Genomic DNA, 24,825 nt, shown 5'->3' with positions numbered 1-24,825 from the left:
CAGACCGTACCGTAAACCGACACAGGTGGGTAGGATGAGAATTCTCAGGCGCTTGAGAGAACTCGGGTGAAGGAACTAGGCAACATGGCACCGTAACTTCGGGAGAAGGTGCACCCTTTTTGGTGGCTCGTGCGAGCTATAGCTGAAGAGGGTCGCAGTAACCAGGCCGCTGCGACTGTTTATCAAAAACACAGCACTCTGCAAACACGAAAGTGGACGTATAGGGTGTGACGCCTGCCCGGTGCTGGAAGGTTAATTGATGGGGTCAGCCGCAAGGCGAAGCTCTTGATCGAAGCCCCAGTAAACGGCGGCCGTAACTATAACGGTCCTAAGGTAGCGAAATTCCTTGTCGGGTAAGTTCCGACCTGCACGAATGGCGTAACGACAGCGGCGCTGTCTCCACCCGAGACTCAGTGAAATTGAAATCGCTGTGAAGATGCAGCGTTCCCGTGGCAAGACGGAAAGACCCCGTGAACCTTTACTATAGCTTTACACTGAACGTTGAGTTCGTCTGTGTAGGATAGGTGGGAGGCTATGAAACTGTGGCGCTAGCTGCAGCGGAGCCATCCTTGAAATACCACCCTGTCGTGCTTGACGTTCTAACCTGGGCCCATTATCTGGGTCGGGGACCGTGTATGGTGGGTAGTTTGACTGGGGCGGTCTCCTCCTAAAGAGTAACGGAGGAGCTCGAAGGTACGCTCAGCGCGGTCGGACATCGCGCACTGTGTGCAAAGGCATAAGCGTGCTTGACTGCAAGATCGACGGATCAAGCAGGTAGGAAACTAGGACTTAGTGATCCGGTGGTTCTGTATGGAAGGGCCATCGCTCAACGGATAAAAGGTACTCCGGGGATAACAGGCTGATACCGCCCAAGAGTTCATATCGACGGCGGTGTTTGGCACCTCGATGTCGGCTCATCACATCCTGGGGCTGTAGTCGGTCCCAAGGGTATGGCTGTTCGCCATTTAAAGTGGTACGCGAGCTGGGTTCAGAACGTCGTGAGACAGTTCGGTCCCTATCTGCCATGGGCGTTGGAGATTTGAGAGGGGCTGCTCCTAGTACGAGAGGACCGGAGTGGACGAACCTCTGGTGTTCCGGTTGTCACGCCAGTGGCATTGCCGGGTAGCTATGTTCGGAAGCGATAACCGCTGAAAGCATCTAAGCGGGAAGCGCGCCTCAAGATGAGATCTCCCGGGGCACAAGCCCCCTGAAGGAACCATGTAGACTACGTGGTTGATAGGTCAGGTGTGTAAGTACAGCAATGTATTGAGCTAACTGATACTAATGATCCGTGCGGCTTGACCATATAACCTCAAGTTGCCTTGGCTTTACGACAACGTCGTAAGAGCATCCAAGTGCACGCTACGTCACAAGAACTATGCGAGGCTGGCGCCTTGTCCCACCGGGACGAGTGCGACTCTCCAAAAGCCTCCCTGGTGAAATTAGCGCTGTGGAACCACCCGATCCCATCCCGAACTCGGAAGTGAAACGCAGCTGCGCCGATGGTAGTGTGGCTCAAGCCATGCGAGAGTAGGTCATCGCCAGGGTTTACACCCAAAACCCCGCTGCTTACGCAGCGGGGTTTTTCTTTGTGCGCAGAAAATGCGGGTAGTGCCGGCCGCTGGCCGGCACCTTCTTGGCTGCACACCGGCCGGTAGATCCACGCCATGCGTGGATATTCTCCGGGGGCAGCCACAGCGCCAACCAAGGTTGGCGTCTACCGAGGGCATGCGGACCCACAGTAGATCCACGCTGTGCGTGGATGGGCTGTCCCTGCGAAGAGAGCGGTGCCAACCCCGGCAGCGGGTCAGACAGTGCGCGTCGCTGTGATTGCCGGCCAGCGTCCGGCACTACCGGTAGATCCACGCGGTGCGTGGATGCGGCGCCAACCAGGGTTGGCCGCTACTCATGGCAGGTCCGGAAGCGGCTTTTTCCTGACCCATCACGCAAAAGCAGGCAAAAAAAACGGCGCCCTGCGGGCGCCGTCTTGATCAGGATCGCATTGCAGGCCCGGATCAGGCAGCCCGCGAGACCTCATGCGGTTCCTGCTGGCGGAACACCGACACCGCCTCGGTAAGCGTACCCGCCTGCGATTGCAGCTCGCGTGCGGCCGCGGTGGCTTCCTCCACCAGCGCGGCATTCTGCTGTGTGGCCTGGTCCATCTGCACCACGGTCTGGTTGATCTGCTCGATGCCGACCGACTGCTCCTGCGAGGCCGCCGAGATCTCGTGCATCAGGTGGCTGACATTCTCCACGCCCCCGACAATTCCCTGCATCCGCTGGCCCGCGTCGGCCACCAGCTGGGCGCCTTCACCTACCTGGCGTCCGGCTTCGTCGATCAGCTTCTTGATCTCCTGCGCGGCGGCGGCCGAACGCTGCGCCAGCACGCGCACCTCGCTGGCCACCACGGCGAAGCCACGGCCCTGCTCGCCGGCGCGGGCGGCTTCCACCGCTGCGTTCAACGCCAGGATATTGGTCTGGAAGGCGATGCCGTCAATCACGCCGGTGATATCGCCGATGCGCTTCGATGCACCCTCAATTGCCTGCATGGTATCGACCACGCGCTGCATGGCGACGTTACCGTCGCTGGCGGCGGCCTGCGTGGTGACCGCCAGCTGGCTGGCCTCGCGTGCATGGGCAGCGTTCTGGCGCACGGTGGCGGTCAGCTCTTCCATCGAGGCGGCGGTTTCCTGCAGGTGCGCCGCCTGGCGCTCGCTGCGCTCGGACAGCGCGCCATTGCCCGCAGCGATTTCGCTTGCAGCGGTGCTGATCGAGGATGCGCACTGCTGGATGCGGCCGACCATGCGCGCCAGCTGGCCGGCGGTGGCGTTGGCATCGCGCTGGATCGCGGCGAAGGCGCCGTGATACTCGCCGTGCATGCGTCGATCGAGATCGCCACTGGCCAGCGCCGAGAGCATCTGCCGCACTTCGTCGACGGTACTGCCCAACGTATCCAGCAGCTGGTTGATGCCACCGGTCAGCCCATCGAGGAAGCTGGCGCCTTCGGTTGCCTTCAGGCGCTGGTCGAGGTCGCCGGCGGCGGCGGCCGCGACGATGCCGGCGACGGCGTTCTCCAGCGCGAGCTCATGGGTTCGGTCATGCCACTCCACGGCGAAGCCCAGGCGCAGGCCCTGTGCGTCGAAGACCGGAGTAACCACCTGGGCGAAGTGCACCGGGCCGATCTGGACCTTGCCGTTGTGGGTAACCTGCAGGCCATTGAGGATGGCGCGGATGCGGTCCGGGTTGGCGTGGAAGCGATGGATGCTGCTGCCCACCAGGCGCTCGGCATCGAAATCGGGGAAGGCCTGGCGCAGCGTCGCCTGCTGGTTGCGCAGCAGGGCCACCACCGAGCGGTTCACGTAGCGGATCACGTGGTCGTTGTCGGCAATCATCATCGCGGTGCGCGAGGCATCGAGGGCCTGGCGGATCTGCGCGTTCTCGGCGTGTGCCTCCGCTTCGCGTCCACGCTGGGCCTGCACATGGCGGGCGGTGTCGGCCAGCGCGTGGGCCAGCGAACCCGGTGCGTAGGCGCTGGTGTCGGCATGTGCACCAAGATCGGCACCGGTGGCGATATCGCGCGCCAGTGCAGCCAGCCGGCGGGGGCCGTGGCCGAGTGCTTCGGTCTGCTGGCGGAGCCGCAGTGCGACCTGGCCAAGGAACAGGGTCAGGCCGGCGAGCATCGCGGCCTGCAGCAGTGTCGGCCCCACCGCGCCACCCGTCTGCAGCGGTGCCAGCAGTGTAAGCGTGCCGATGCTGCCGGCCAGCCACACCGGCAGGCGATCGCGATGGCCCAGCAGCACGCCCAGCAGCAGGGCGATCGGCAACGCCGGCGACAGTCCGGCGATCGCGCACAACAGGGCCAGCTGCAGCGACAACAGGATCGCCAGGCCGTTGCGCGCGATCCCGCGGCCTGCCAGCGGACCAGCCAGCCACAAGGCGGGCAACACCGCGCCCGCGGCCAACGCGGCGGCCGCACCGTGCGGACCGCGCAGGGCCAGCACCAGGCCAGTCACGGCCAGCGCGGCGCTGCCGATCAGCAGGCGACGGTCGGCGCCGCGGGCGAGCTGCTGCAGGTGCGACAGGCGGGCGGTATCGGGGGGACGGGCGGATGCAATGGACATCGGAGGCTCCTGGATCAGCAGACGACAACGAGCACGCCGCAGCGCACGCAGCAGGGCGTGACCAGGGCGGGTGCCGGGAATTCGAGGGATGCGGCGCGATCAGCGACGCGGAGACGGAACACCGTGGCCACATCCTGTGGGTGACGGTGCAGCAGAGCGGGCATGCGGACTTCCTTGCAGAACCAGACACATGCCGCAGGACCGACCGGGCCCGCGTGCAGCGGGCGCAGGGGCCCGCAACTGATGTATCGGCCGCAAACGCGCGGAGTGAAGCGCGCGGGCGCCTGCGCTCAGCCGGCGTTGTCGTTGCTGAAGAAGTGCAGGATCACGCCTGCGATCTGTGCGGGGTCTTCCATGTGCAGGTGATGGTTGCCGGGAAACACGGCCAACCGTCCATCCCGCAGGTGCTGCAGGCGATCGCTGCGCATCGGCTCGGGATAATAGGACTGCGCCGGCGTGGCATAGATCACCTGCGTCGGGCAGGCGATGGCCTGCAGCAGGTTGTCGATCTGGCCCTCGCTGAGGCGGATCGCGGTGGGCAGCATCAGGCGCGGATCACTGCACCAGCGATAGCCGCCTTCGACCGGCTCCACGCCGCGCTCGACCAGCAGCCGTGCGCACGGTTCGCTGAGCTGGTTGGTCATCATCCGTGCGCGGATCGGCGCGGCGAGGTCGGGGAACACGCGCAGCTGCTTGCGCGCCAACGCACGGGTGGCGTTCACATGCTCGCGCAGGCGATGGGCGGTTTCTTCCTCGGGGCCGCGCAGGCCACCGAGGGCTTCGATCGCCACCAGGCGTTCGACGCGGTCGCTGACCGAGGCGGTGAGGCTGGCGATGCCGGCGCCCATCGAATGGCCGAGCAGGCTGAAGCGGTCCCAGCCCAGCGCGTCGGCAACGTCGAGTACGTGGCAGATCGCAGCCGCCGTGGTGTAGCTGGCACCGGCCGGCAGGTGCGCGCTGTGGCCATGGCCGGGCAGATCGATCGCCACCAGTTGCAGCGACGACAGGTGCGGGGCCAGCGGCACGAAGCTGGCGGCATTGTCGAGCCAGCCATGCAGGGCCAGCACGCGCGGGCCTTCGCTGCTGTTGCGCAGGCCGGCGACGCGGGTGCCGCCGACCTCGAGTTCAAAGGGCTGCAGATTCATGCCAGCGAGGCCACGGCCAGTCGCGCCAGTGCGCGCGCGTGTTCCGGTTCGGCATTGAGGCAGGGGATGTAGCGCATCGTCGCGCCACGTTCGGCCAGCGTTTCGGTGAAGCCCATCGCGACTTCTTCCAGCGTTTCCAGGCAATCGGTGGCGAAGCCGGGGCAGACCACGTCGATCTGCTTCACGCCGGATTCGGCCAGGGCCCACAGGCTCGGCTCAGCGTAAGGCTGCAGCCAGCGCTCGCGGCCGAAGCGCGACTGGTAACCCATCTGCCAGTCGTCCTTGCCCAGGCCCAGCGCGTTGGCGATGGCCTGCGCGCTGGCCTCGCAGCGCTGCGGATACGGATCACCCGCGTCGGCCAGGCGCTGCGGGATGCCGTGGAAGGAGAACATCAGCGTCTGGCCGCGACCGTGCTGCTCCCAGTAGCGCCGGATCGAGCCGGCAACCGCTTCGACCCAGCCCGGGTCGATCGAGTAGTCGCGCACCAGGCTGACGGTCACGCCTGGATTGCGGCGCTGCCAGGCGTCGACGCGGTCTTCGACCGAGGCGGTGGTGGTGGTCGAGTACTGCGGGTACAGCGGCAGCACCACGATGCGGCGCGCGCCTTCGGCGGCAAGGCGGTCGAGCTCGCTGGCCAGGGCCGGTTCGCCGTAGCGCATCGCGTGGCGCACCTTCAGGGTCGGCAGCAGGGCCTGCATGGCCTGCGCCAGCTGCCGGGTATGGACCATCAGCGGTGAGCCATCCGGCAGCCAGACCTGGGCGTACTTGGCCGCCGAACGGCCGCTGCGCAGCGGCAGGATCAGCCCGCGCAGCAGCGGCTGCCACAGCAGCGCCGGGATCGAGACCACGCGGGGGTCGGACAGGAATTCGGCCAGGTAACGGCGTACGGCGGGGGCCGTCGGCGTCTCGGGCGTGCCTAGGTTGACCGCCAGCACGGCGGTATCGGGTGCGTCGAGCATGGTGTGTATTGTCGCCGATCCGGTGCCGCGCCGGGATGCAGGGTTCGGATTGCGGGCATAGCGCGCATCAATGTGAGCAGGGAACGCTCATTGGCGATTCATGACAACACCACTAATTTCAGTCACTTGCTATATCTTCCTATGGACTGACTTCTGGAGCCTGCCATGCGTCGCCCGATCCAAGCCCTGCTGATCGCCGCCAGCCTGCTGTCCAGCCAGGCCATGGCCGGACCGCAGGAAGACCAGCGCGCCCGCAATGCCGTGCGCGTGTTGGCTGAAATCCAGGAAATCCCTGAACAGGGGATTCCTGACAAGTTGCTCGACGAAGGCCGCGCGGTCATCGTCATTCCCGACACGATCAAGGCCGGTCTGGTCATTGGTGGTCGTCGCGGCCATGGCCTGATGTCGGTGCGCATGCCCAATGGCGCGTGGTCCAGCCCGGTATTCGTCAAGCTGACCGGTGGCAGCATCGGCTTCCAGGCCGGCGTCCAGTCTTCGGACGTGGTGCTGGTGTTCCGCAACGACCGCAGCCTGGACAACCTGGTCAACGGCAAGTTCACGCTGGGCGCCGATGCCGGCGTTGCCGCCGGTCCGGTCGGCCGCAATGCCGCCGCCGCCACCGACGGCCAGCTGAAGGCCGAGATCTGGTCCTGGTCGCGCGCTCGCGGCCTGTTCGCCGGTGTCGCGCTGGATGGCGCGGTGCTGCAGATCGACGATGCCGCCAACCTTGACGCCTACGGCAGCAACACCACGCCGCGCATGATCTTCGAAGGTCGCGCCGTCGGGTCGCCGTCGATGGACGTGGTGGCCTTCCGTGATCGCCTGGAAGAGGCCACCTACGCCGCCCGCAACAACCGCAACGGCAACGGTGGCAACGCGCCGCGCCCGGCGCCGGCCCCGGCTGCCGCTCCTGTGCCTGCGCCTGTTCAGGCAGCGCCGGCGGCCCCGGCCGAAGCCACCACCGCGCCGCTGCAGAACGTCCCACAGAACCCGCCGCCGCAGCAGCAGGGCTTCCAGCCGGTCAACGACGGCGAAATCCGCACGGAAACGCTGGGCGGAAACTGACTTTCGTCACGCGCGCCGGCTAACAGCCGGTGCGCTATGCTCGACAGCCTGATCACTAACGTAACGAGCGTCTTTATGGGCAGTTTCAGCATCTGGCATTGGTTGGTCGTGCTGGCCATCGTCCTGCTGGTGTTCGGCACCAAGCGCCTGACCAGTGGCGCCAAGGACCTCGGTTCGGCGGTCAAGGAATTCAAGAAGGGCATGCGCGACGACGACAAGCCGAACGCGCAGCTGGGCGACGAGTCGCGCAGCCAGGACGCCTCGCGCACCGCGCAGGACGAGCACGACCGCACCCCTCGCTGATCCGGAGCGGTCGCGGTGTTTGATATCGGCTTCAGCGAACTGCTGGTGATCGCCGTGGTCGCCTTGGTGGTGCTCGGTCCCGAGCGCCTGCCCAAGGCGGCCCGCTTTGCCGGCCTGTGGGTGCGTCGTGCCCGCAATCAATGGGATTCGGTGAAACAGGAACTGGAGCGCGAACTGCAGGCCGAGGAGATCAAGCGGCAGATGCAGGACGTGCGCCAGGGCATGCAGGACACCGAGAACCAGCTGCGCGCCAGCGGCGAAGCGATCCGTCGCGAAGCGCAGGAAGCGCAGCAGCAGGGCGATACGCTGGCGCAGGAGGTGCGCGCACCGGCCCCCGCGGATCTGCCGCCGCATATGAGCGGCCTGCCCCATGCCGATGCACCGGTACAGGAGAGCGTTGCTCCCGAGCCGACGCCGGCGACAACCCCTGAAGCCGGTGCGCCGCCGCCGCAGAGCACGGAGCGCCAGCCATGAGCGAACAGGATTTCGGCGAAAGCTCGCTGGTCGAGCATCTGGTGGAACTGCGTGGCCGCCTGGTACGCGCGTTGCTGGGCCTGGGCGTGGTGCTGCTGGCGCTGCTGCCGTTCACCCAGAAGCTGTACAACGCGCTGGCCGAGCCGCTGGTCTCGCAGCTGCCGAACGGGCAGACGATGATCGCCACCAATCCGGCCGGCGCCTTCTTCGCGCCGTTGAAGCTGACCTTCTTCGTTGCCCTGTTCGTGGCGGTGCCGTGGCTGTTGTACCAGCTGTGGGCATTCGTTGCCCCGGGCCTGTATGCGCGTGAGAAGCGCCTGGCGGTGCCGCTGCTGGTGTCCTCGGTGCTGCTGTTCTACACCGGCTGTGCCTTCGCCTACTTCCTGGTGCTGCCGGCGGTGTTCCACTTCCTGACAACCTTCAGCCCGGACGTGATTGCGATCACCCCGGATGCGAATGCCTACCTGGATTTCGTGCTGGCGATCTTCTTCGCCTTCGGTGGCAGTTTCGAACTGCCGGTGGCGATGGTGATCCTGGTCCTGCTGGGCTGGGTGACGCCGCAGCAGTTCAAGGAAGGCCGCGGCTACGCGATCGTCGGCATCTTCGTGCTGGCAGCGGTGCTGACCCCGCCGGACGTGGTCTCGCAGCTGATGCTGGCGATCCCGATGTGCCTGCTCTACGAGCTGGGCATCCACGCCGCACGCTGGCTGGTGCCGTCGTCGGTAGTGAAGAAGCCCGCCGCCTGAAAAACAAAAGGGGACGGAGGGGATTAAGTCGTTAGTGGCACAGTGCCACAAACGACTTAATCCCCTCCGTCCCCTTTTTCCGTCAGGCGTGGAAGACGTCGCTTGAGGTCGGGGTGGTCGGGATCGGCGGTGCGGCGCGGCTGCCGCGATGCACGAACATCTGCTTCCACGCGGCGTAGACCGCGCCGACGTACAGCGGCATCAGCACCGTGGTCAGTACCAGCTGCGCGATGAAGGCGGCGGCCAGCGGGCCACCGATCAGCATCGCGATCTGGATCACGATCACGAACAGGATGTAGATGCAGAACGCGGCGATCAGGCCGAGCACGGCGAACACGATCATCGCGCCGATGTTCTCGATGCAGCCCTGCAGGCTCAGGCGCAGCGCGTGCATGCCGCTCTGCTTGTCGAACACCACCAGCGCCGGCTGGGTGAACATCGCCAGCGACAGCGCAACCGCGCTCAGGAACACCAGCAGCATCCACAGTGCGATGCGCTTGGCCGGCAGGTTGGCCACCAGCGCAGCGGCATCGTCCGGCTTGATCTGCTGGCCACTGCGGCTGATCTCTTCCATCTTGGTCATGACCTCGCTGAAGGCGGTGAAGCCCTCGCGGCCGATCATCATGAACAACAGCGCGCCCAGCAGCAGGACCGCCAGCACCTGGATCGCCAGCGGCACCAGCAGGTGGCTGACGCGGTGGTCGCGGATCGGCTGCAGCAGGTGCGAGGCCAGGCCCGGGCGGCCTTCGTCGATCTCACCCACGGCGTACAGCATGCCGCCGAACATGATCGGCGAGATGGCCAGGGTCATCAGCTGCACGGCCATGCCGGCGGCGCCGGGAATCAGCGTCGACAACAGCGTGACCACCCAGCTCACCAGCAGCCAGGTCAGACCGATCCGGGCCAGCTGCAGCGGCGCACGCCGATACAGCGAGAACGTATCCAGCAACCACTGGGCGCCCGCCGAGGCCGGCAGCTTGCGAATCTCTTTCATGGACATCCGGGAAGGACAGGAGGGGGCCGGGCGGTTGCCCGTGGCGCCGATTATCCCTGTTTTGCCGCCGGCTGGGCTGAAGACAGCCGCGCCTGGCGGACGAAGCGGCGCAGCAGCTGGCGGGCCAGCGGTGCGGCGCTGACCGCGCGCTCGATGCTGCGGGCACAGCCGCCATGGCGGCCGATGCAGTCGGCGCGGGCGCGCACGTAGCCGCGCATGTGGTGGGTGGCGAATTCGGGATGGAACTGTACGCCCCAGGCCTGGCGCCCCCAACGGAAGGCGTGGCAGCCGTCCAGCGGCGAGCGTGCCAGCACTTCGGCACCGTCGGGCGCGCGCAGCACGGTCTGCAGGTGGGTGGCGTGGGCGGCGAAGTGCTGGGGCAGGCCCTGGAACAGCGGGTCCTGCGCGGCCTGCGGCTGCAGTTCCAGTTCGATCGTGCCGGACTCGCGCCCGGCCGGGTTGTAGGCCACCTCGCCACCCAGCGCGTGCGCCAGCAGCTGGTGGCCGTAGCAGATGCCGAACACCGGCAGGTCGGCGTGGGCGGTCTGGCGCAGCCATGCGGCGCTGCGCTCACTCCATTCGGCGTGGTCGGTGACGAAGGCGGCCGAGCCGGTCACCAGCACGCCAGCGAAGGCATGCGGGTCGGGCAGGGCATCCCCGTGTTCGACATCGACCACCACCGTCTCGTGCTCTTCCAGCCCGGCGGCGACGCGGATCCAGTGCGGGAAGCGCCCATAGCGGCGCAGGGACGGCACCGGTCGGCCGGTTTCAAGGATCAGGAACGGGGCTGGGTTCATCCGGGGGCGGCAGGACTGACAGGACTTCCTCGATTGTAGTCAGCCCCTGCGCCACCTTTTCAAGCCCGGCCTGGCGCAGGGTTCGCAGCCCTTCAGCCCGCGCGGCGCGGGTGAAACCGGCCAGATCCATGTCGGCGCGGATCTGGCCACGCAGCCGCGAGCCCAATGGCAGCAACTCATACAGGCCGATGCGGCCGAGGAATCCGGTGCGCCGGCACTCCAGGCAACCGACCGGCCGACAGGGCGTGGCGGCATCTGGATATGCGGCTTGGCTATCAGCCAGCACCGCCCAATCGGCGGCGCCGAGGCTGTGCGGCTGCTTGCAGTGCGGGCACAGCGTGCGCACCAGGCGCTGGGCAAGGATGCCGTTGAGGGTGCTGGCCAGCAGGTAGTGCGGCACGCCCAGGTCGAGCAGGCGGGTGACCGCCGACGGCGCGTCGTTGGTATGCAGGGTGGACAGCACCAGGTGGCCGGTCAGCGACGCCTGCACCGCCATCTGCGCGGTCTCCAGGTCGCGGATCTCACCGATCATGATGATGTCCGGGTCCTGCCGCAGCAGGGTGCGCACGCCGCTGGCGAAGTCCAGGTCGATGTTGGCCTGCACCTGCATCTGGTTGAATTCGGGCGCGATCATCTCGATCGGGTCTTCCACCGTGCAGACGTTCACGTCCGGCGTGGCCAGCCGCTTCAGCGTCGAATACAGGGTGGTGGTCTTGCCCGAGCCAGTCGGGCCGGTGACCAGCACGATGCCATGCGGGCGCTCGACCAGCGCATTCCAGCCGGCGGCCTCCTGCGGGCTGAAACCGAGCTGGTCGATGCTCTTGAAGGCGGCATCGGGGTCGAAGATGCGCATCACGCACTTCTCGCCGAAGGCGGTGGGCATGGTCGACAGGCGCATCTCGACTTCGCGGCCGCCCGGTGAGCGGGTCTTGATGCGGCCGTCCTGCGGGCGCCGGCGTTCGGCCAGGTCCATGCGGCCGAGCACCTTGATGCGGCTGACCACGGCGGTCATCACCGCCGGCGGCACCTCGAATACCTTGTGCAGCACGCCGTCGATGCGGAAGCGCATGCGCCCCATCTCGCGGCGCGGCTCAAGGTGGATGTCCGAGGCGCGCTGTTCGTAGGCGTACTGCAGCAGCCAGTCGACGATGTGCACGATGTGCTGGTCGTCGGCGTTGACGTCGCCGGTGCGGCCCAGCTCAACCAGCTGCTCGAAGCTGGGCAGGGTGGTGTTGGCCTCGCCGCGGACGTCGCCGCGGGCGCCACGCACCGAGCGGGTCACCCCGTAGAACTCCATGGTGTAGCGGTGCAGGTCCAGCGGGTTGACCACCGCCAGCTCGATGCGGCGGCGGGTCAGGTGCTGCAGGTCGCGGCGCCATTCCTGTACCAGCGGCTCACTGGTGGCCACCAGCACGCGCTCGGCATCCACTGCCAGCGGCAGGAAGCGGTGGCGGCGGGCATAGGCGTGGGAGACCAGCGCGGTGACGGCCGCGACGTCGACCCGGGTCGGATCGATGCGCAGGTAGCGGCTGCCGGTCCGCCGGGCCAGCCATTCGGTCAGGCGCTCCAGGGTCAGCTCGCCACCGTCGCGGGCGGCCAGCTTGAGGTTGGACAGCAGCACCAGCGGGTGCACTTCACTGGCATTGCGCGCGCCCTGTGCGGAAAACCGCATGCGCTCGCCCTCGTGCTCGGCGACCAGGCCGTCGGCCAGCAGCGCCGCACCGACCTGTTCGAAATGCAGGCGGCCCCACGGCAGCGGGACGCCGCCTGGCTCGCCGGGCGTGCCCACCGGCAGCCGATGTTCCATCTGCCTGCTCCTCCCGGGTACGGAATGCCCCGCAGGTCGGCCGTTATACTAGCGCACCCCCTTGCCGGCCAAGACTCGTACGCATGTCCGCGACCCCGACCGTTCCGATCACCTTCCAGGGCCTGATCCAGACCCTGAACCAGTTCTGGGCCCAGCAGGGCTGCGTGCTCATCCAGCCGCTCGACCTGGAGGTGGGCGCCGGTACCTTCCACCCGGCCACCTTCCTGCGTGCGATCGGTCCGGAAAGCTGGAACGCGGCCTACGTGCAGCCGTCACGCCGCCCGACCGATGGCCGCTACGGCGAGAACCCGAACCGCCTGCAGCGCTACTACCAGTACCAGGTGGCGATGAAGCCGGCGCCGGACAACATCCAGCAGCTGTACCTGGATTCGCTGAAGGCACTGGGCATCGATCCGCTGGTGCACGACCTGCGCTTCGTCGAGGACAACTGGGAATCGCCGACGCTGGGCGCCTGGGGCCTGGGCTGGGAAGTCTGGCTCAACGGCATGGAAGTGACCCAGTTCACCTACTTCCAGCAGGCCGGTGGCCTGGAGTGCCGCCCGGTGCTGGGCGAGATCACCTACGGTCTCGAGCGCCTGTGCATGTACCTGCAGAACTGCGACAACGTCTACGATCTGGTCTGGACCTACGGCCCGGACGGCCAGCCGGTGACCTACGGCGACGTCTACCACCAGAACGAGGTGGAGCAGAGCACCTACAACTTCGAATACGCCGACGTGGAAGAAATGTTCCACCGCTTCGACGCCTGCGAGCGTGAAGCGCAGAAGCTGGTGGAAGTGAACCTGCCGCTGCCGGCCTACGAGCAGGTGATGAAGGCCAGCCATACCTTCAACCTGCTCGATGCGCGCCGCGCGATCAGCGTGACCGAGCGCCAGCGCTACATCCTGCGCGTGCGCGCGCTGGCCCAGGCGGTGGCCAAGGCGTACTACGAGCAGCGCGAGAAGCTGGGCTTCCCGGGTGCGAAGAAGGCCTGACCGCCTTCCTGCACCGACCCGCTTTTCACCCACTACCCGGGGCGCCGGACGCGTTGCGCGCTGCGCCCCCACCACAGGATCGAACCGATGAGCCAACTGTCCCCCCTGCTGATCGAACTGGGCACCGAGGAGCTGCCGGTCAAGGCGCTGCCAGGCCTGGCCCAGGCGTTCTTCGACGGTGTCGTCGAAGGCCTGCACAGGCGCGGCGTCGCGCTGGAACTGGGCGATGCGCGCCCGTTGTCGACCCCGCGCCGCCTGGCCGTGCTGCTGCCGGGCGTCGGCCTGGAGCAGCCGGAACAGCACAGCGAAGTGCTGGGCCCGTACCTGAACATCGCGCTGGACGCCGAAGGCCAGCCGACCAAGGCCCTGCAGGGCTTCGCCGCCAAGGCCGGGATCGACTGGACCGCGCTGGAGAAGACCACCGACAACAAGGGTGAGCGCTTCGTGCACCGCGCGGTGACCCCGGGTGCGAGTACTGCCAGCCTGCTGCCGGAAATCCTGCGCGAGGCGATCGCGGCGATGCCGATTCCCAAGCCGATGCGCTGGGGCGACCATGCCTGGGGCTTTGCGCGCCCGGCGCACTGGCTGGTGCTGCTGCACGGTGCCAACGTGGTCGAGGCCGAGCTGTTCGGCCTGCAGGCCGGCCGTGTCAGCCGCGGCCATCGTTTCCACCACGACCAGGCCGTGTCGCTGGCACAGCCGCAGGACTACGTTGAAGCCCTGCGCGCCGCGTTCGTGCTGGTCGACCCGAGCGAGCGCCGCGCGCGCATCGTCGCCGAGGTCGAGGCCGCTGCGGCCAAGGCTGGCGGCAGCGCCCGCATCACCGACGACAACCTGGAGCAGGTGGTGAACCTGGTCGAGTGGCCGTCGGCGGTGCTGTGCAGCTTCGAACGCGCGTTCCTGGCGGTACCGCAGGAAGCGCTGATCGAGACGATGGAGATCAACCAGAAATTCTTCCCGGTGCTGGATGACAGCGGCACGCTGACCGAGAAGTTCATCGGCATCGCCAACATCGAATCGAAGGACGTGGCCGAAGTGGCCAAGGGCTACGAACGCGTGATCCGCCCGCGCTTCGCCGATGCCAAGTTCTTCTTCGACGAGGACCTGAAGCAGGGACTGGTGTCGATGGGCGAAGGCCTGAAGACGGTGACCTACCAGGCCAAGCTGGGCAGCGTGGCCGACAAGGTGGCGCGCGTGGCCGCACTGGCCGAAGTGATCGCACCCCAGGTGGGCGCCGACGCTGCGCAGGCCAAACGTGCGGCCGAGCTGGCCAAGAACGACCTGCAGTCGCGCATGGTCAACGAGTTCCCGGAGCTGCAGGGCATCGCCGGCCGCCACTACGCCGTGGCCGGTGGCGAATCGGCCGATGTGGCGCTGGCCATCGACGAGGCCTACCAGCCGCGCTTCGGCGGTGACGACATCGCGCTGTCGCCGCTGGGCAAGGTGCTGGCGATTGCTGAACGTGTCGACACGCTGGCCGGTGGTTTCGCCGCAGGCCTGAAGCCGACCGGCAACAAGGACCCGTTCGCTCTGCGCCGCAACGCGCTGGGCCTGGCCCGCACCATCATCGAAAGCGGCTTCGAGCTGGACCTGCGTGCGCTGCTGGCCAGCGCCAGCGCCGGCCTGGCCGCGCGCAACGTGCAGGCCGACGTCGGCGAGCTGTACGACTTCATCCTCGACCGCCTGAAGGGCTACTACGCCGACAAGGGCGTGCCGGCCACGCACTTCAATGCGGTGGCCGAGCTGAAGCCGGCCTCGCTGTACGACTTCGACCGCCGCCTGGATGCGATCGGCACCTTCGCTGCGCTGCCGGAAGCCGAGGCGCTGGCCGCGGCCAACAAGCGCATCCGCAACATCCTGCGCAAGGCCGAGGGCGACATTCCGGCCCAGATCGATCCGGCGCTGCTGCAGGAAGATGCCGAGCGCGCGCTGGCCGAAGCGGTCACCGCAGCCATCGACGACACCGGCGCCAGCCTGCAGCACAAGGACTATGTGGCCGTGCTGGCACGCCTGGCGCGCCTGCGCCCGCAGGTCGACGCGTTCTTCGATGGCGTGATGGTCAATGCGGAAGATCCGGCGCTGCGTGGCAACCGCCTGGCGCTGCTGACGATGCTGGGCGAGCGCCTGGGCAAGGTCGCGGCGATCGAGCATCTGTCGAGCTGATGCCCGTACTGGTAGTGCCGGCCGCTGGCCGGCATTGTCCCCGCGCATCGGATCGATCTGTGGGTTGCCGGCCAGCGGCCGGCACTACCGGATCACCGCCGGCGGATGTCCATCGGGGTCATCGCCGGCATCACGCGCGATGCCCGCATCCTCGCCTGCATTCACGATGATCGCCACAAAGGCGCGTATTTTGACCGCCACTTAACAACCGATCCCGAATGACGTGATGCATTTCGCATCGTCACCTTCGGTCGGTATGCTGTGCCGCATGCAGCCAAAGAAATACGCCCTGCCGCTGATGGTCCTGTCGCTGGCCGCCACCACCGTGGCCCACGCGCGCGGCACCATCGACAAGGTGGACATCAAGGGATTGGACAAGGGCGACGACGCCGCAATCATCGAGAACATCCAGGAATCGCTGTCGCTGTACGACACGATCGGCAAGGAACAGGGCGAATCGCGCCTGGAGTACCTGCTGTCCCAGGCCGAGCGGCAGACCCGCCAGGCACTGGAACCGTTCGGCTACTACAACCCGGTGATCAAGGTCGAGGCGCCGCGCGAGGACGAGCACGTCCGCGTGCTGATCCACGTCGACAAGGGCACGCCGGTGACCGTGCGCCGCGAGCACATCGACATCACCGGCCCGGCGATGTACGACCAGTACCTGCAGGATGACCTGGCCGCGTTCAAGCCGCGCAAGGGCCAGCGTTTCGAGCACACCCAGTACGAAGCCAGCAAGATCACCATCACCCGGCGCCTGGCCGAGCGTGGTTACTTCGATGCCGACTACACCCAGCGCCAGGTGCAGATCACCCGCGCCGACAATGCCGCGGACATCGACCTGACCTGGGACAGCGGCCGCCGCTACAACATGGGCCCGGTGCGCTTCGAGCAGGACTACTTCGTCGACAAGCTGTTCGATCCGCTGGTGTACTGGGACCAGGGCAGCTACTACCACGAGGGCAAGCTGGACCGCCTGCGGCAGTCGCTGACCAAGCTGGACTACTTCAGCGTGATCGACATCCAGCCGCGACCGGACCAGGCCGACGAGAACGGCGACGTGCCGGTGGACGTGAAGCTGACCCGGGCCAAGCGCACGATCTACACCGCCGGCCTGAGCTACGGCAGCGAGAGCGGCCCGGGTGTGCGCGGTGGCATCGAGCGGCGGTTCCTGAACAACCGCGGCCACAAGATGAACACGCAGCTGGACTATGCGCAGAAGCGCAAGAGCCTGGTCACCAGCTACCGCATCCCGGCGTTCAACTGGCTTGATGGCTGGTACACCTTTGCCGCCAGTGCGTATGACGAGCAGACCGACTACATCGACCTACGCAACTTCAAACTGATCGCCAGCCGCAGCGGCGAGATCAACGAGCACTGGACCGCGATCGCCTCGGTCAACGCGCTGCGCGAGCGCTGGCGCTATGCCTCCGGCACCGAGTTCACCGACGCGGTCTACAACACCTCGACGCTGGTGTACCCGCAGATGGTTGCCGACTACGTCAACGTCGACGACGAGATGTTCCCACGCAAGGGCATCAGCGGTACCGCGACGATGCGTGCCGGCGTCGAAGGTGCCGGCTCGGACACTAGTTTCGTACAGGCCAATGCCGTGCTGCGCTGGTACATCCCGGTGGGCGAAAGCAACCGCCTGATCCTGCGCGGCGAGGGTGGCACCACCTGGACCAGCGACCTGGTGGCGATGCCGCCCAGCCTGCGCTACTTCGCCGGTGGTGACCGCAGCATCCGCGGCTATGCCTACCGCGAAGTCGGTCCGCGGACCCCGGCACCGGACAAGTACGCGCTCGGTGCCAAGAACCTGGTGATCGGCTCGGCCGAGTACGAGCACTATTTCAACGGCGGCCCCTGGGGCGCGGCGGTGTTCGTCGACACTGGCAGTGCCTTCGACAACACCATCGACCTGCACACCGGCGTTGGCTTCGGCGTGCGCTGGAAATCGCCGGTGGGCCCGGTGCGCATCGACGTGGCGCATGGCCTGAACAACCCGGATTCGCAGTTCCAGCTGTACCTGAACATCGGAGCGGACCTGTGAGCACGCCCGCACCGACCCCGAACACGCCGCCGCCGCGCGTGCGCTTCTACCGCCGTCGCCGCTTCTGGGCGTGGTCCGGCGCCGGCGTGATCGGCCTGGTGCTGCTGGCCCTGCTGGCGGTGTACTGGCTGCTGCAGACCGTGGCCGGCCGCGATGTGCTGCTGGCACAGGTGGTGGCGCGGCTGCCGGTGGGCGCCAGCTTCACCTGGGACAAGGTGGACGGCCCGGTGGCTGGTCCGCTGACCCTGTACAACGTCGACTTCCGCTACGACGACATCCACTTCCACGCCGAGCGTGCACACCTGGAGCCGGACCTGCGCCCGCTGCTGGGCCGCAAGCTGCTGCTGGACAAGCTGGAGCTGACCAACGCGACGTTGAACCTGGCCAAGAGTGACGAGCCGTTCAAGCTGCCGTCGTGGCCCGATTCGCTGCCGCAGATCGAGATGCCGCTGGCGATCCAGGCCGATGCCATCGCCATCGACGGTTTCCGCATCAGCCAGGCCAACGAGCCGGTGATCGACATCAGCCGCGTGCGTGGCGGCATCGAGATCGCCAACGGCGAGTTCCAGGCGCACAAACTGGTCGTGGACAGCGACATGGGCAATTTCACCGCCCAGGGCCGCTACATCCCGGCCAAGGACTACGACACCGACGTGACGGTGACGGCAGTGCTGCCGGCGCCGCGTGGCCGTACCGCAGCGACGCTTGGCCTGGTCGCCCGTGGTGACCTGTCGCACATGGAAGTAGCGGTGGCCGGGCGTGCGCCGAAGCCGCTGCACGCGATGCTGGTGTTCGATGGCCGCACCGACCCGAGCTGGAGCGCCAGCGTGCGCAGCGACGAGCTGGATCTGGCGCTGCTGTCGCCGGCATTGGCCAGCTCGGCGATCGCGCCGCTGGCATTGGACTTCACCGCCGCCGGCAAGGGCGGCAACGCCAACCTGCGCGGCAAGGTGAAGCAGGGTGATCAGGAACTGGAACTGGCACCGTCGGTGGTGTCGCTGCAGGACCAGGTGCTGAAGGTTTCACCGCTGCTGGTGAAGGGCCTCGGTGGCGAAGCCCGCCTGGAGGGCACCGCTGATTTCAGCCAGGAAGACCAGCAGAAGCTCAACTTCTCGGTGGTCGCGCGGGACCTGACCTATGTGCCGGCGCCCGATCCGAACACCGCCGGCAGCGCACCGGTGCCGGTGACCCTGAAGGAAGCACGTTTCGGCCTGGCCGGCACGTTGAAGGCCTGGGCCGCGATCGGCCGCGCCGAGGTGGAGCGTGATGCACAGAAGGCGCAGCTGCGCTTCGACGTGCGCGGCAACGCCCAGGCCGCGTCGATCCACCAGCTGCAGGCGCAGACACCGGGTGGGCAGCTGCAGGTGGAAGGCCAGGTGGCCTGGGCGCCGCAGCTGGACTGGGACGCCAAGGCCACGCTGAAGGATTTCGACCCCGGCTATTTCGTGCCGGGCTGGAACGGCCGCCTGTCCGGCAACCTGGCCTCCAAGGGCCGCCAGCTGCCACCGCCGGCCAATGCCGCAGCGGGCACCGCCGGAACGCTGGAAGCCACGGTGGACCTGCCGTCGCTGAAGGGCATGCTGCGCCAGCGCAATCTGGATGCGCAAGGCAAGTTCGCGCTGCAGGGCGCGCAGGGCCAGGGTGACCTGAAACTGTCGCTGGGCAGCAGCCGGGTGACCGCGTCGGGCAAGGTCGGTGATCGCCTCGACATCGATGCGCGTTTCGAGCCGCTGCAGTTGAGTGACCTGCTGCCGGGCGCCGACGGTGGCCTGCGCGGCCAGGTGCAGGTGAAGGGGCCGCGCGATGCGCCGGACATCACCGCCGACCTGGTCGGCAACAACCTCAACTGGGATGGTTACGGCGCCGAGAGCGTGAGCATCAAGGGCCACCTGCCCTGGCGCGGCGACAGCGGCACGCTGGCGGTACAGGGCCAGCAGGTCAACGCCGGCATGCTGCTGGAACGCTTGAATGTGGATGCACAGGGCAGTGTCTCCAACCTGCGCCTGGCGGCGCAGACCCGCAACGAGATGGGCGCGATCGAGCTGCAGGGCAGCGTGCGCCAGCAGGGGGCGCAGTGGCGTGGCGAGCTGGCATCGCTGCGCATCGCACCGGTGAAGGGCGATACCTGGTCGCTGCGTGCACCGGCGGCGTTCGCGATCAATGGCAGCACCTACACGCTGTCCGAAGCCTGCCTGGCCGCCGCCAGCAGCGGTGCACTGTGTGCACAGGCGAACTGGCCGCGCGAGGGCCTGGTGGTGCGCAGTGATGCGCTGCCGCTGGCGCTGGTGCAGCCGTGGTTGCCGCCGCAGTCCGGCCGCCGCATCTACCTGCGCGGCGATGTCAGCCTGGACGCGCAGATCCGCCCGCGCGGCAACGCCTGGGAAGGCCATGTGGAAGTGCGCTCGAAGGAAGGCGGCGTGCGCCTGGGTGAGAACCGCAATGCCGTGGGGGACACCACCCGTGGCGAGCTGGTGCGCTACGACCAGTTCTCGCTGAAGCTCGACATGACCCCGGCCAGCATCAAGGGCTACCTGGGCATGGGCTTCCAGGGCAACGGCTTCGTCGACGCCAAGATGCAGACCGGCTGGGAAGCCAGTGCGCCGCTGAACGGTGAGCTCTACCTCAACATGTCGCGGCTGTACTGGCTGGAGCTGTTCTCGCCGGACATCGTGCGACCGACCGGCCTGATCGAAGGCCACGTCAGCCTGCGCGGCACGCGTGGCCAGCCGTCGCTGGGCGGTGACGCGCAGCTGAGCAACTTCAAGGGTGAATTCCCGGCACTGGGCCTGACCTTCGACCAGGGCAAGGGCAGCTTCGTGGCCCAGCCCGACGGTTCGGCCAAGATCACCGCGCAGGCCAACTCCGGCCAGGGCACGCTGTACGTGGATGGTGGCCTGTCGTGGTTCGGCGATGCACAGCCGCTGCAGCTGAAGATCCATGGCGAGAACGTGCTGCTGTCCAACACCAGCGAACTGCGCATCGTCGCCAACCCCAACCTCGACTTCACCCTGGCCAAGGCGGCGATGGAGCTGCGTGGCACCGTGCACGTGCCCGAGGCCGACATCGACCTGGAGCGCCTGGACCGTGGCACCTCGGTGTCCGAAGACGTGGTGGTGCTCGACCCGGCCGATCCGGAAGAGTCGCGCACCTCGCCGCTGGACATGGACCTGACGGTCAGCCTCGGTGACAAGGTGAAGATGACCGGCTTCGGCCTGAAGGGGGCACTGACCGGCAAGATGCAGGTCTGGGCCAAGCCCGGCCGCGAGATGACCGCCAATGGCGGGCTGGAAGTGAGTGGTCGCTACAAGGCGTATGGGCAGGACCTGACCATCACCCGCGGCAACCTCACCTGGAACTACAACGCGGTGTCCGACCCGCGCATCAACATCCGTGCCGAGCGCCGGATCGGTGATGTCACCGCCGGCATCGACGTGACCGGGCGTGCGCAGCAGCCGCGTGCGGACGTGTGGTCCGATCCGGCGATGTCGCAGTCCGAAGCGCTGGCCTACCTGGTGCTCGGCCGCAGCCTGACCGGTGCCAGCAGCGACCAGACGCAGCAGGTCAACGCGGCCTCGGCGGCACTCTCTGCAGGCAGTGGCCTGCTGGCCTCGCAGCTGGGCGCCAAGCTGGGGCTGGACGATGCCGGCGTAAGCCAGTCGCGCGCGCTGGGTGGCTCGGTGATCGGCGTCGGCAAGTACATTTCGCCCAAGCTGTACGTCGGCTACGGCGTGTCGCTGGTCGGTGCCGGTTCGGTGATCACGCTGAAGTACCTGCTGCGTCGCGGCTTCGACGTGGAAGTGGAATCGAGCACGGTGGAAAACCGTGGGTCGATCAACTGGCGGCGGGAGAAGTAGAGCTACGCCATGCGTGGAGGTGGCAGCGACGCCGGGCGTCGCTCCACCGCGACAGGGGCGGGGCCAGCCCGCCCACCTGGCGATGCCGGCCGTCAGTACCCGCGCGGTTCTGGCTTCGGCCGGGCATGGATGACGGCGTCGATTGTCCACACGGCCATGGCCAAGACCGCAGCGACTTCACCGATCATCAGGGCCAAGGCCCCGATCTTCACCATGGGGATGGCGAGCAACGCCATCCATGGTCGAAGCTCGAACTCGAAGCTGCTGCGTGCCCACAGACGTATCGCGGCCAGCAGCAACGTCGCCCAGGCCAGGAAGCCGCCGACCAGACGTGCGTCGGCCACCTGCATCAGCAGCAGTGCCCCGATCGCCAGCAGTGGGACCAGCAGCAGCCTAGGCAGCCATCCGTGCTGGCGTGGATGCTCAGGCGCGCATTGCCACTGCATCAACCCGCCCAGGGGCAGCAGCAGGGAGCCACCGATGAGCACGGCCAGTCCACCGTACAGGGCAACCTGGCCGATGCTGGCCATGCCGTGGTTGCGCGGTCGCGACGGGTCGTCCGCCAGGGCCAGCGCCCCCAGCACCAGCAGCAGTATCAGGGCGCACAGGATGCTGCGCAGCACACCAAGCTGCATCTTCAGCGGCGTGACCTTCCTGGGCTGCGACAGGATCTGCCAGAACGCTACCTGGTCTGGATTCAACGGTGGCAACACATCCTGGGCGTAGTGCACGCCCAGCAGTTCAAGAGTGCGCCGCATGGTTTCCACGCGACCGGGCATGCAGGCGGTCCACAGGGCTTCCAGCCGGTGCCAGGGTCGGGTGAGTCGCTCCATGCGGACGCGGGCCTCCCGCGCAGACACAGGGGCTTCCGGGCGATCCAGGCAGGCGACCAGCGCGGCATGATTGTGCGGCTGCAGCCGCCAGTAGTGGTGCAGCTGTTCGCGCCGCAGATGGATCTCGAAAGGATCGATGTCACTGCCGATTTCATTCCAGCAGAAGCACAGGTCGAGCAGGTCGAAGTTCTCCGCACACACTGGTGCTCCCTGACGTAGCAGGATCTGCAGCACGGTGTCGCCGATCCGCTGCTTGTCGGTCAATGACCACAGCTCCTGCCGCGTTGCCAACCAGTGTTCGAAGCTGTCGGGGTCGCTGTCAGCCGCAGTGTCCACTACCAGACGTGCGAAACGATGCAGGTCCAGTGCGGGCTCCGCCGCGTCGTCCGGCGTGGCCTCGATCGGCATGGGGGCACTGGAGTGCGCTGGCCCGTGACTGGGAGCGGGTCGGCCTTCGAACGGCAGCAGCGCGTCGAGCCTGGCCATATCCATGTCCGGCGATTCCGGAGATGGAGGCGGGAAGTGGGCCTGCAGGAGCGGAGCCGCCTGAGCGGAGCTGTCCACCGCGATGGCGTCGTCCAGGCCGCCCAGCGCATCGTCACCACAATGTGCACGCTCACGCGCCCATTGCAACGCGGCCTGGTAGGCCTCGTGCAGTTGCTGGAAGGCCTCCGGATCGCCGTCGGGCCGAGTCACCCGCAGTCGCTTCGCATAGGCGCGCTTGATCGCGCGCTCGTCGGCCGATGCGTCCAGTTCCAGGACCTGCAGCGCCCAGCTCACGCGTCACGCTCCAGTGCGTCGAGGGCCTCAGTCAGTTCACGGCGATGGCGCTCGACGGTGACCGTATCCTGGCCGTCCAGTACATGACGGAAGTGGCTGAGCCACGACTGCAGCTGTTCGCGATGATGGATGAGTTCTTCATACAACCGCTCGGCACGAGCAACAACTGCCAGGTTCGGTTGCGCGTCGCGCGGATGGACCTTCAGGTTCTGCAAGGCATGCAGCCGCTGTTCGATCTCAGCCGGAGACAATACGCCGGGGTTCTGTTCCAGGATGAGCTCCTGGCGCTTGCCGGTAGCGTCCTCGGTGACTTCGATCTGCAGCAACCCATTCACGTCGTAGGTGAATCGCGCAGTGACGCTGCGTTCGTGCAGTGGGCCGCGGTGCGTGAGTGGCAGGGTCAGCTCGCCCAGCTTGATGTTGCGATCGACCATCGGGCTCTCGCCCTGGTAGACATCGATCACGACCACGCGCTGCTGCTCGTGCAGCGGGAAAAAGCGATCCTCGCGGCTGACCGGCACCACGCTGTTGCGCTGGATGATCGGGTGGAAATAGCCGCTGCGCTTGCCACCGGAAGCATCCTGGCGGGACACCTGAGTGCCCAGTGTGTAGGGGCAGACATCGGTCAGCACGACCTCGCGCAGCGATTCGTCGCGCGCCTTCAGTCCGGCGGCAACGGCGGCACCCAATGCGATCGCCTGGTCCGGATGGACGTGGCGCAGCGGCAGCCGGCCGAACATGCGGGTCGCCAGCCTGCTGACCATCGGCATGCGTACCGCACCGCCGACCAGGATGATGTCGTCCAGCGCCTCGGGCTTGAGCCGTGCGTCGCGAATCGCGCGCTCGATGGGCGTGCGCATGCGCAGCAGCAGCGGCTCACAGAGCTGCGCGTAGCGCGCTTCATCCAGCTGCCACTGGCGTTCACTGCCGGCCAGGGGCAACTGCGGGCTGGCAGTGCCGCTCTGGCTGAGTTCGCGCTTGAACAGTTCTAGCCGACGCAGCAGCTGCGCCTGTTCGGCAGCGGACAGGTCGCTGGCGGACGTGCCATGGTCGGCGTGGAAGGCCTGCACAAGTACCTGCAGGAAGTCCTCGCCGCCCAGGAAATTGTCGCCGGCGCTGGCATGCACTTCGACCACGCCGTCGAACAGTTCCAGGATGGAGACGTCGAAGGTGCCACCGCCCAGGTCCAGCACCAGCACGCGGCCTTCGCCGTCACGCTCCTGCAGGCCATAGGCCAGCGCGGCGGCTGTGGGTTCATTGATCAGGCGCTCGACACGGATGCCGGCCAGCTCGCCGGCAGCCCGGGTGGCCTTGCGCTGGGCATCGGAGAAGTAGGCCGGCACGCTGATCACCGCTTCCTCCACCTTGTGGCCCAGGGCGGCTTCGGCGTCGGCCAGCAGCGAACGCAGCACCATCGCCGAGAGCTCCTCGGGACGGAAGCTGCGCTCACCCAGCCGGGTCTCACGGTCGCTACCCATCCAGCGCTTGAAATGGGCCACGGTCTGCTGCGGATGGCTGACCAGGCGGTCACGGGCCGGCTGGCCGACCAGCACGGCGCCATCGACGAGGCTGACCACCGAAGGGGTCAACAGCTCGCCATGGGCATTGGGGAACAGCTGCGGTCCCGCTGCCGTGTGCATGCCGATGAGGGAATGGGTGGTGCCAAGATCGATGCCGACGATCATCTGCGGACGTCCGATGTGCAGAAAACGGCAATTCTAGGAGTGCGACGCAGG

Annotated in this window: 17 protein-coding genes and 2 rRNA genes (1 of these 19 only partly in view); 10 read left to right on the top strand and 9 right to left on the bottom strand. The window is 67.1% G+C overall.

The genetic code is table 11. The features are described 5' to 3' along the window. Together AB1281_RS19835 and rrf are read left to right on the top strand one after the other, a co-directional pair. Positions 1-1,306 (top strand): 23S ribosomal RNA (locus AB1281_RS19835); it begins 1,574 nt to the left of the window's first position. Positions 1,307-1,432: 126 nt separating this feature from the next. Further along, positions 1,433-1,547: ribosomal RNA gene (gene rrf, locus AB1281_RS19830) — 5S ribosomal RNA — on the top strand. Between the two features lie 468 nt (positions 1,548-2,015). On the opposite strand, the gene AB1281_RS19825 is transcribed toward rrf, so the two are convergent. The 4 genes from AB1281_RS19825 to hemH form a co-directional block, all read right to left on the bottom strand. After that, positions 2,016-4,121, bottom strand: a complete 2,106-nt coding sequence (locus tag AB1281_RS19825; RefSeq protein ID WP_430346774.1) for a methyl-accepting chemotaxis protein — start codon at positions 4,119-4,121, stop codon at positions 2,016-2,018. Between the two features lie 14 nt (positions 4,122-4,135). Then, complete coding sequence (locus tag AB1281_RS19820; RefSeq protein WP_164118740.1) at positions 4,136-4,285, bottom strand: hypothetical protein; 150 nt, start codon at positions 4,283-4,285, stop codon at positions 4,136-4,138. A gap of 126 nt (positions 4,286-4,411) precedes the next feature. Next, positions 4,412-5,266, bottom strand: coding sequence for an alpha/beta fold hydrolase (locus AB1281_RS19815; RefSeq protein WP_430346773.1), 855 nt, complete (start codon positions 5,264-5,266; stop codon positions 4,412-4,414). Next, positions 5,263-6,225: a ferrochelatase gene (gene hemH / locus AB1281_RS19810; RefSeq protein ID WP_101766460.1), complete on the bottom strand. Its 963-nt coding sequence runs from the start codon at positions 6,223-6,225 to the stop codon at positions 5,263-5,265. The genes AB1281_RS19815 and hemH overlap by 4 nt, the downstream gene beginning before the upstream one ends. Before the next feature lie 165 nt (positions 6,226-6,390). Here hemH and AB1281_RS19805 point away from each other — a divergent pair, with 165 nt between their 5' ends. From AB1281_RS19805 to tatC, 4 genes are all read left to right on the top strand, one after another. After that, the gene (locus AB1281_RS19805; protein ID WP_046433307.1) at positions 6,391-7,290 is read left to right on the top strand and encodes a lipid-binding SYLF domain-containing protein; all 900 of its coding nucleotides are present in this window, start codon (positions 6,391-6,393) and stop codon (positions 7,288-7,290) included. A gap of 75 nt (positions 7,291-7,365) precedes the next feature. Further along, the gene (gene tatA / locus AB1281_RS19800) at positions 7,366-7,593 is read left to right on the top strand and encodes a Sec-independent protein translocase subunit TatA (RefSeq protein ID WP_014648907.1); all 228 of its coding nucleotides are present in this window, start codon (positions 7,366-7,368) and stop codon (positions 7,591-7,593) included. 15 nt (positions 7,594-7,608) lie between these two features. After that, on the top strand, positions 7,609-8,067 hold the full coding sequence (gene tatB, locus AB1281_RS19795) for a Sec-independent protein translocase protein TatB (protein WP_430346772.1): 459 nt from the start codon (positions 7,609-7,611) through the stop codon (positions 8,065-8,067). Continuing rightward, a complete protein-coding gene (gene tatC, locus AB1281_RS19790; RefSeq protein WP_005411675.1) occupies positions 8,064-8,813 on the top strand; it encodes a twin-arginine translocase subunit TatC in 750 nt (249 codons plus the stop codon). Before tatB ends, tatC begins: the two co-directional genes overlap by 4 nt. Positions 8,814-8,895: 82 nt before the next feature. Here tatC and AB1281_RS19785 read toward each other — a convergent pair whose 3' ends face one another. Genes AB1281_RS19785 through AB1281_RS19775 form a run of 3 tightly spaced genes read right to left on the bottom strand, consistent with a single transcriptional unit; the run spans position 8,896 to position 12,411 of the window. Further along, positions 8,896-9,807 carry a BPSS1780 family membrane protein gene (locus AB1281_RS19785; RefSeq protein WP_014038990.1) on the bottom strand — a complete coding sequence of 304 codons (912 nt, stop codon included), beginning with the start codon at positions 9,805-9,807 and terminating at the stop codon, positions 8,896-8,898. Between the two features lie 50 nt (positions 9,808-9,857). Beyond that, a complete protein-coding gene (locus AB1281_RS19780) occupies positions 9,858-10,604 on the bottom strand; it encodes a glutamine amidotransferase (protein ID WP_014038989.1) in 747 nt (248 codons plus the stop codon). Beyond that, positions 10,576-12,411: a GspE/PulE family protein gene (locus AB1281_RS19775; protein ID WP_049446899.1), complete on the bottom strand. Its 1,836-nt coding sequence runs from the start codon at positions 12,409-12,411 to the stop codon at positions 10,576-10,578. Before AB1281_RS19775 ends, AB1281_RS19780 begins: the two co-directional genes overlap by 29 nt. A gap of 83 nt (positions 12,412-12,494) precedes the next feature. On the opposite strand from AB1281_RS19775, the gene glyQ reads away from it, so the two are divergent. From glyQ to AB1281_RS19755, 4 genes are all read left to right on the top strand, one after another. Then, positions 12,495-13,406, top strand: a complete 912-nt coding sequence (gene glyQ, locus AB1281_RS19770; RefSeq protein WP_006403404.1) for a glycine--tRNA ligase subunit alpha — start codon at positions 12,495-12,497, stop codon at positions 13,404-13,406. Between the two features lie 87 nt (positions 13,407-13,493). After that, on the top strand, positions 13,494-15,569 hold the full coding sequence (glyS, locus tag AB1281_RS19765; RefSeq protein WP_430346771.1) for a glycine--tRNA ligase subunit beta: 2,076 nt from the start codon (positions 13,494-13,496) through the stop codon (positions 15,567-15,569). Between the two features lie 256 nt (positions 15,570-15,825). After that, positions 15,826-17,622, top strand: a complete 1,797-nt coding sequence (locus AB1281_RS19760; RefSeq protein ID WP_080347545.1) for an autotransporter assembly complex protein TamA — start codon at positions 15,826-15,828, stop codon at positions 17,620-17,622. After that, a complete protein-coding gene (locus AB1281_RS19755) occupies positions 17,619-21,476 on the top strand; it encodes a translocation/assembly module TamB domain-containing protein (protein WP_430346770.1) in 3,858 nt (1,285 codons plus the stop codon). Before AB1281_RS19760 ends, AB1281_RS19755 begins: the two co-directional genes overlap by 4 nt. Before the next feature lie 92 nt (positions 21,477-21,568). Here AB1281_RS19755 and AB1281_RS19750 read toward each other — a convergent pair whose 3' ends face one another. Both AB1281_RS19750 and AB1281_RS19745 read right to left on the bottom strand, forming a co-directional pair. Continuing rightward, a complete protein-coding gene (locus tag AB1281_RS19750; RefSeq protein ID WP_430346769.1) occupies positions 21,569-23,089 on the bottom strand; it encodes a J domain-containing protein in 1,521 nt (506 codons plus the stop codon). Further along, positions 23,086-24,774 carry an Hsp70 family protein gene (locus AB1281_RS19745; protein WP_430346768.1) on the bottom strand — a complete coding sequence of 563 codons (1,689 nt, stop codon included), beginning with the start codon at positions 24,772-24,774 and terminating at the stop codon, positions 23,086-23,088. The genes AB1281_RS19750 and AB1281_RS19745 overlap by 4 nt, the downstream gene beginning before the upstream one ends. Positions 24,775-24,825: the final 51 nt, after the last annotated feature.

Origin of the sequence: Stenotrophomonas sp. NRRL B-14846 (genome assembly GCF_050473585.1) — a bacterium.
GTDB lineage: Bacteria > Pseudomonadota > Gammaproteobacteria > Xanthomonadales > Xanthomonadaceae > Stenotrophomonas.
Note: the sequence above shows the minus strand (reverse complement) of the source record. Positions and strands in the feature narration are given on the sequence as shown.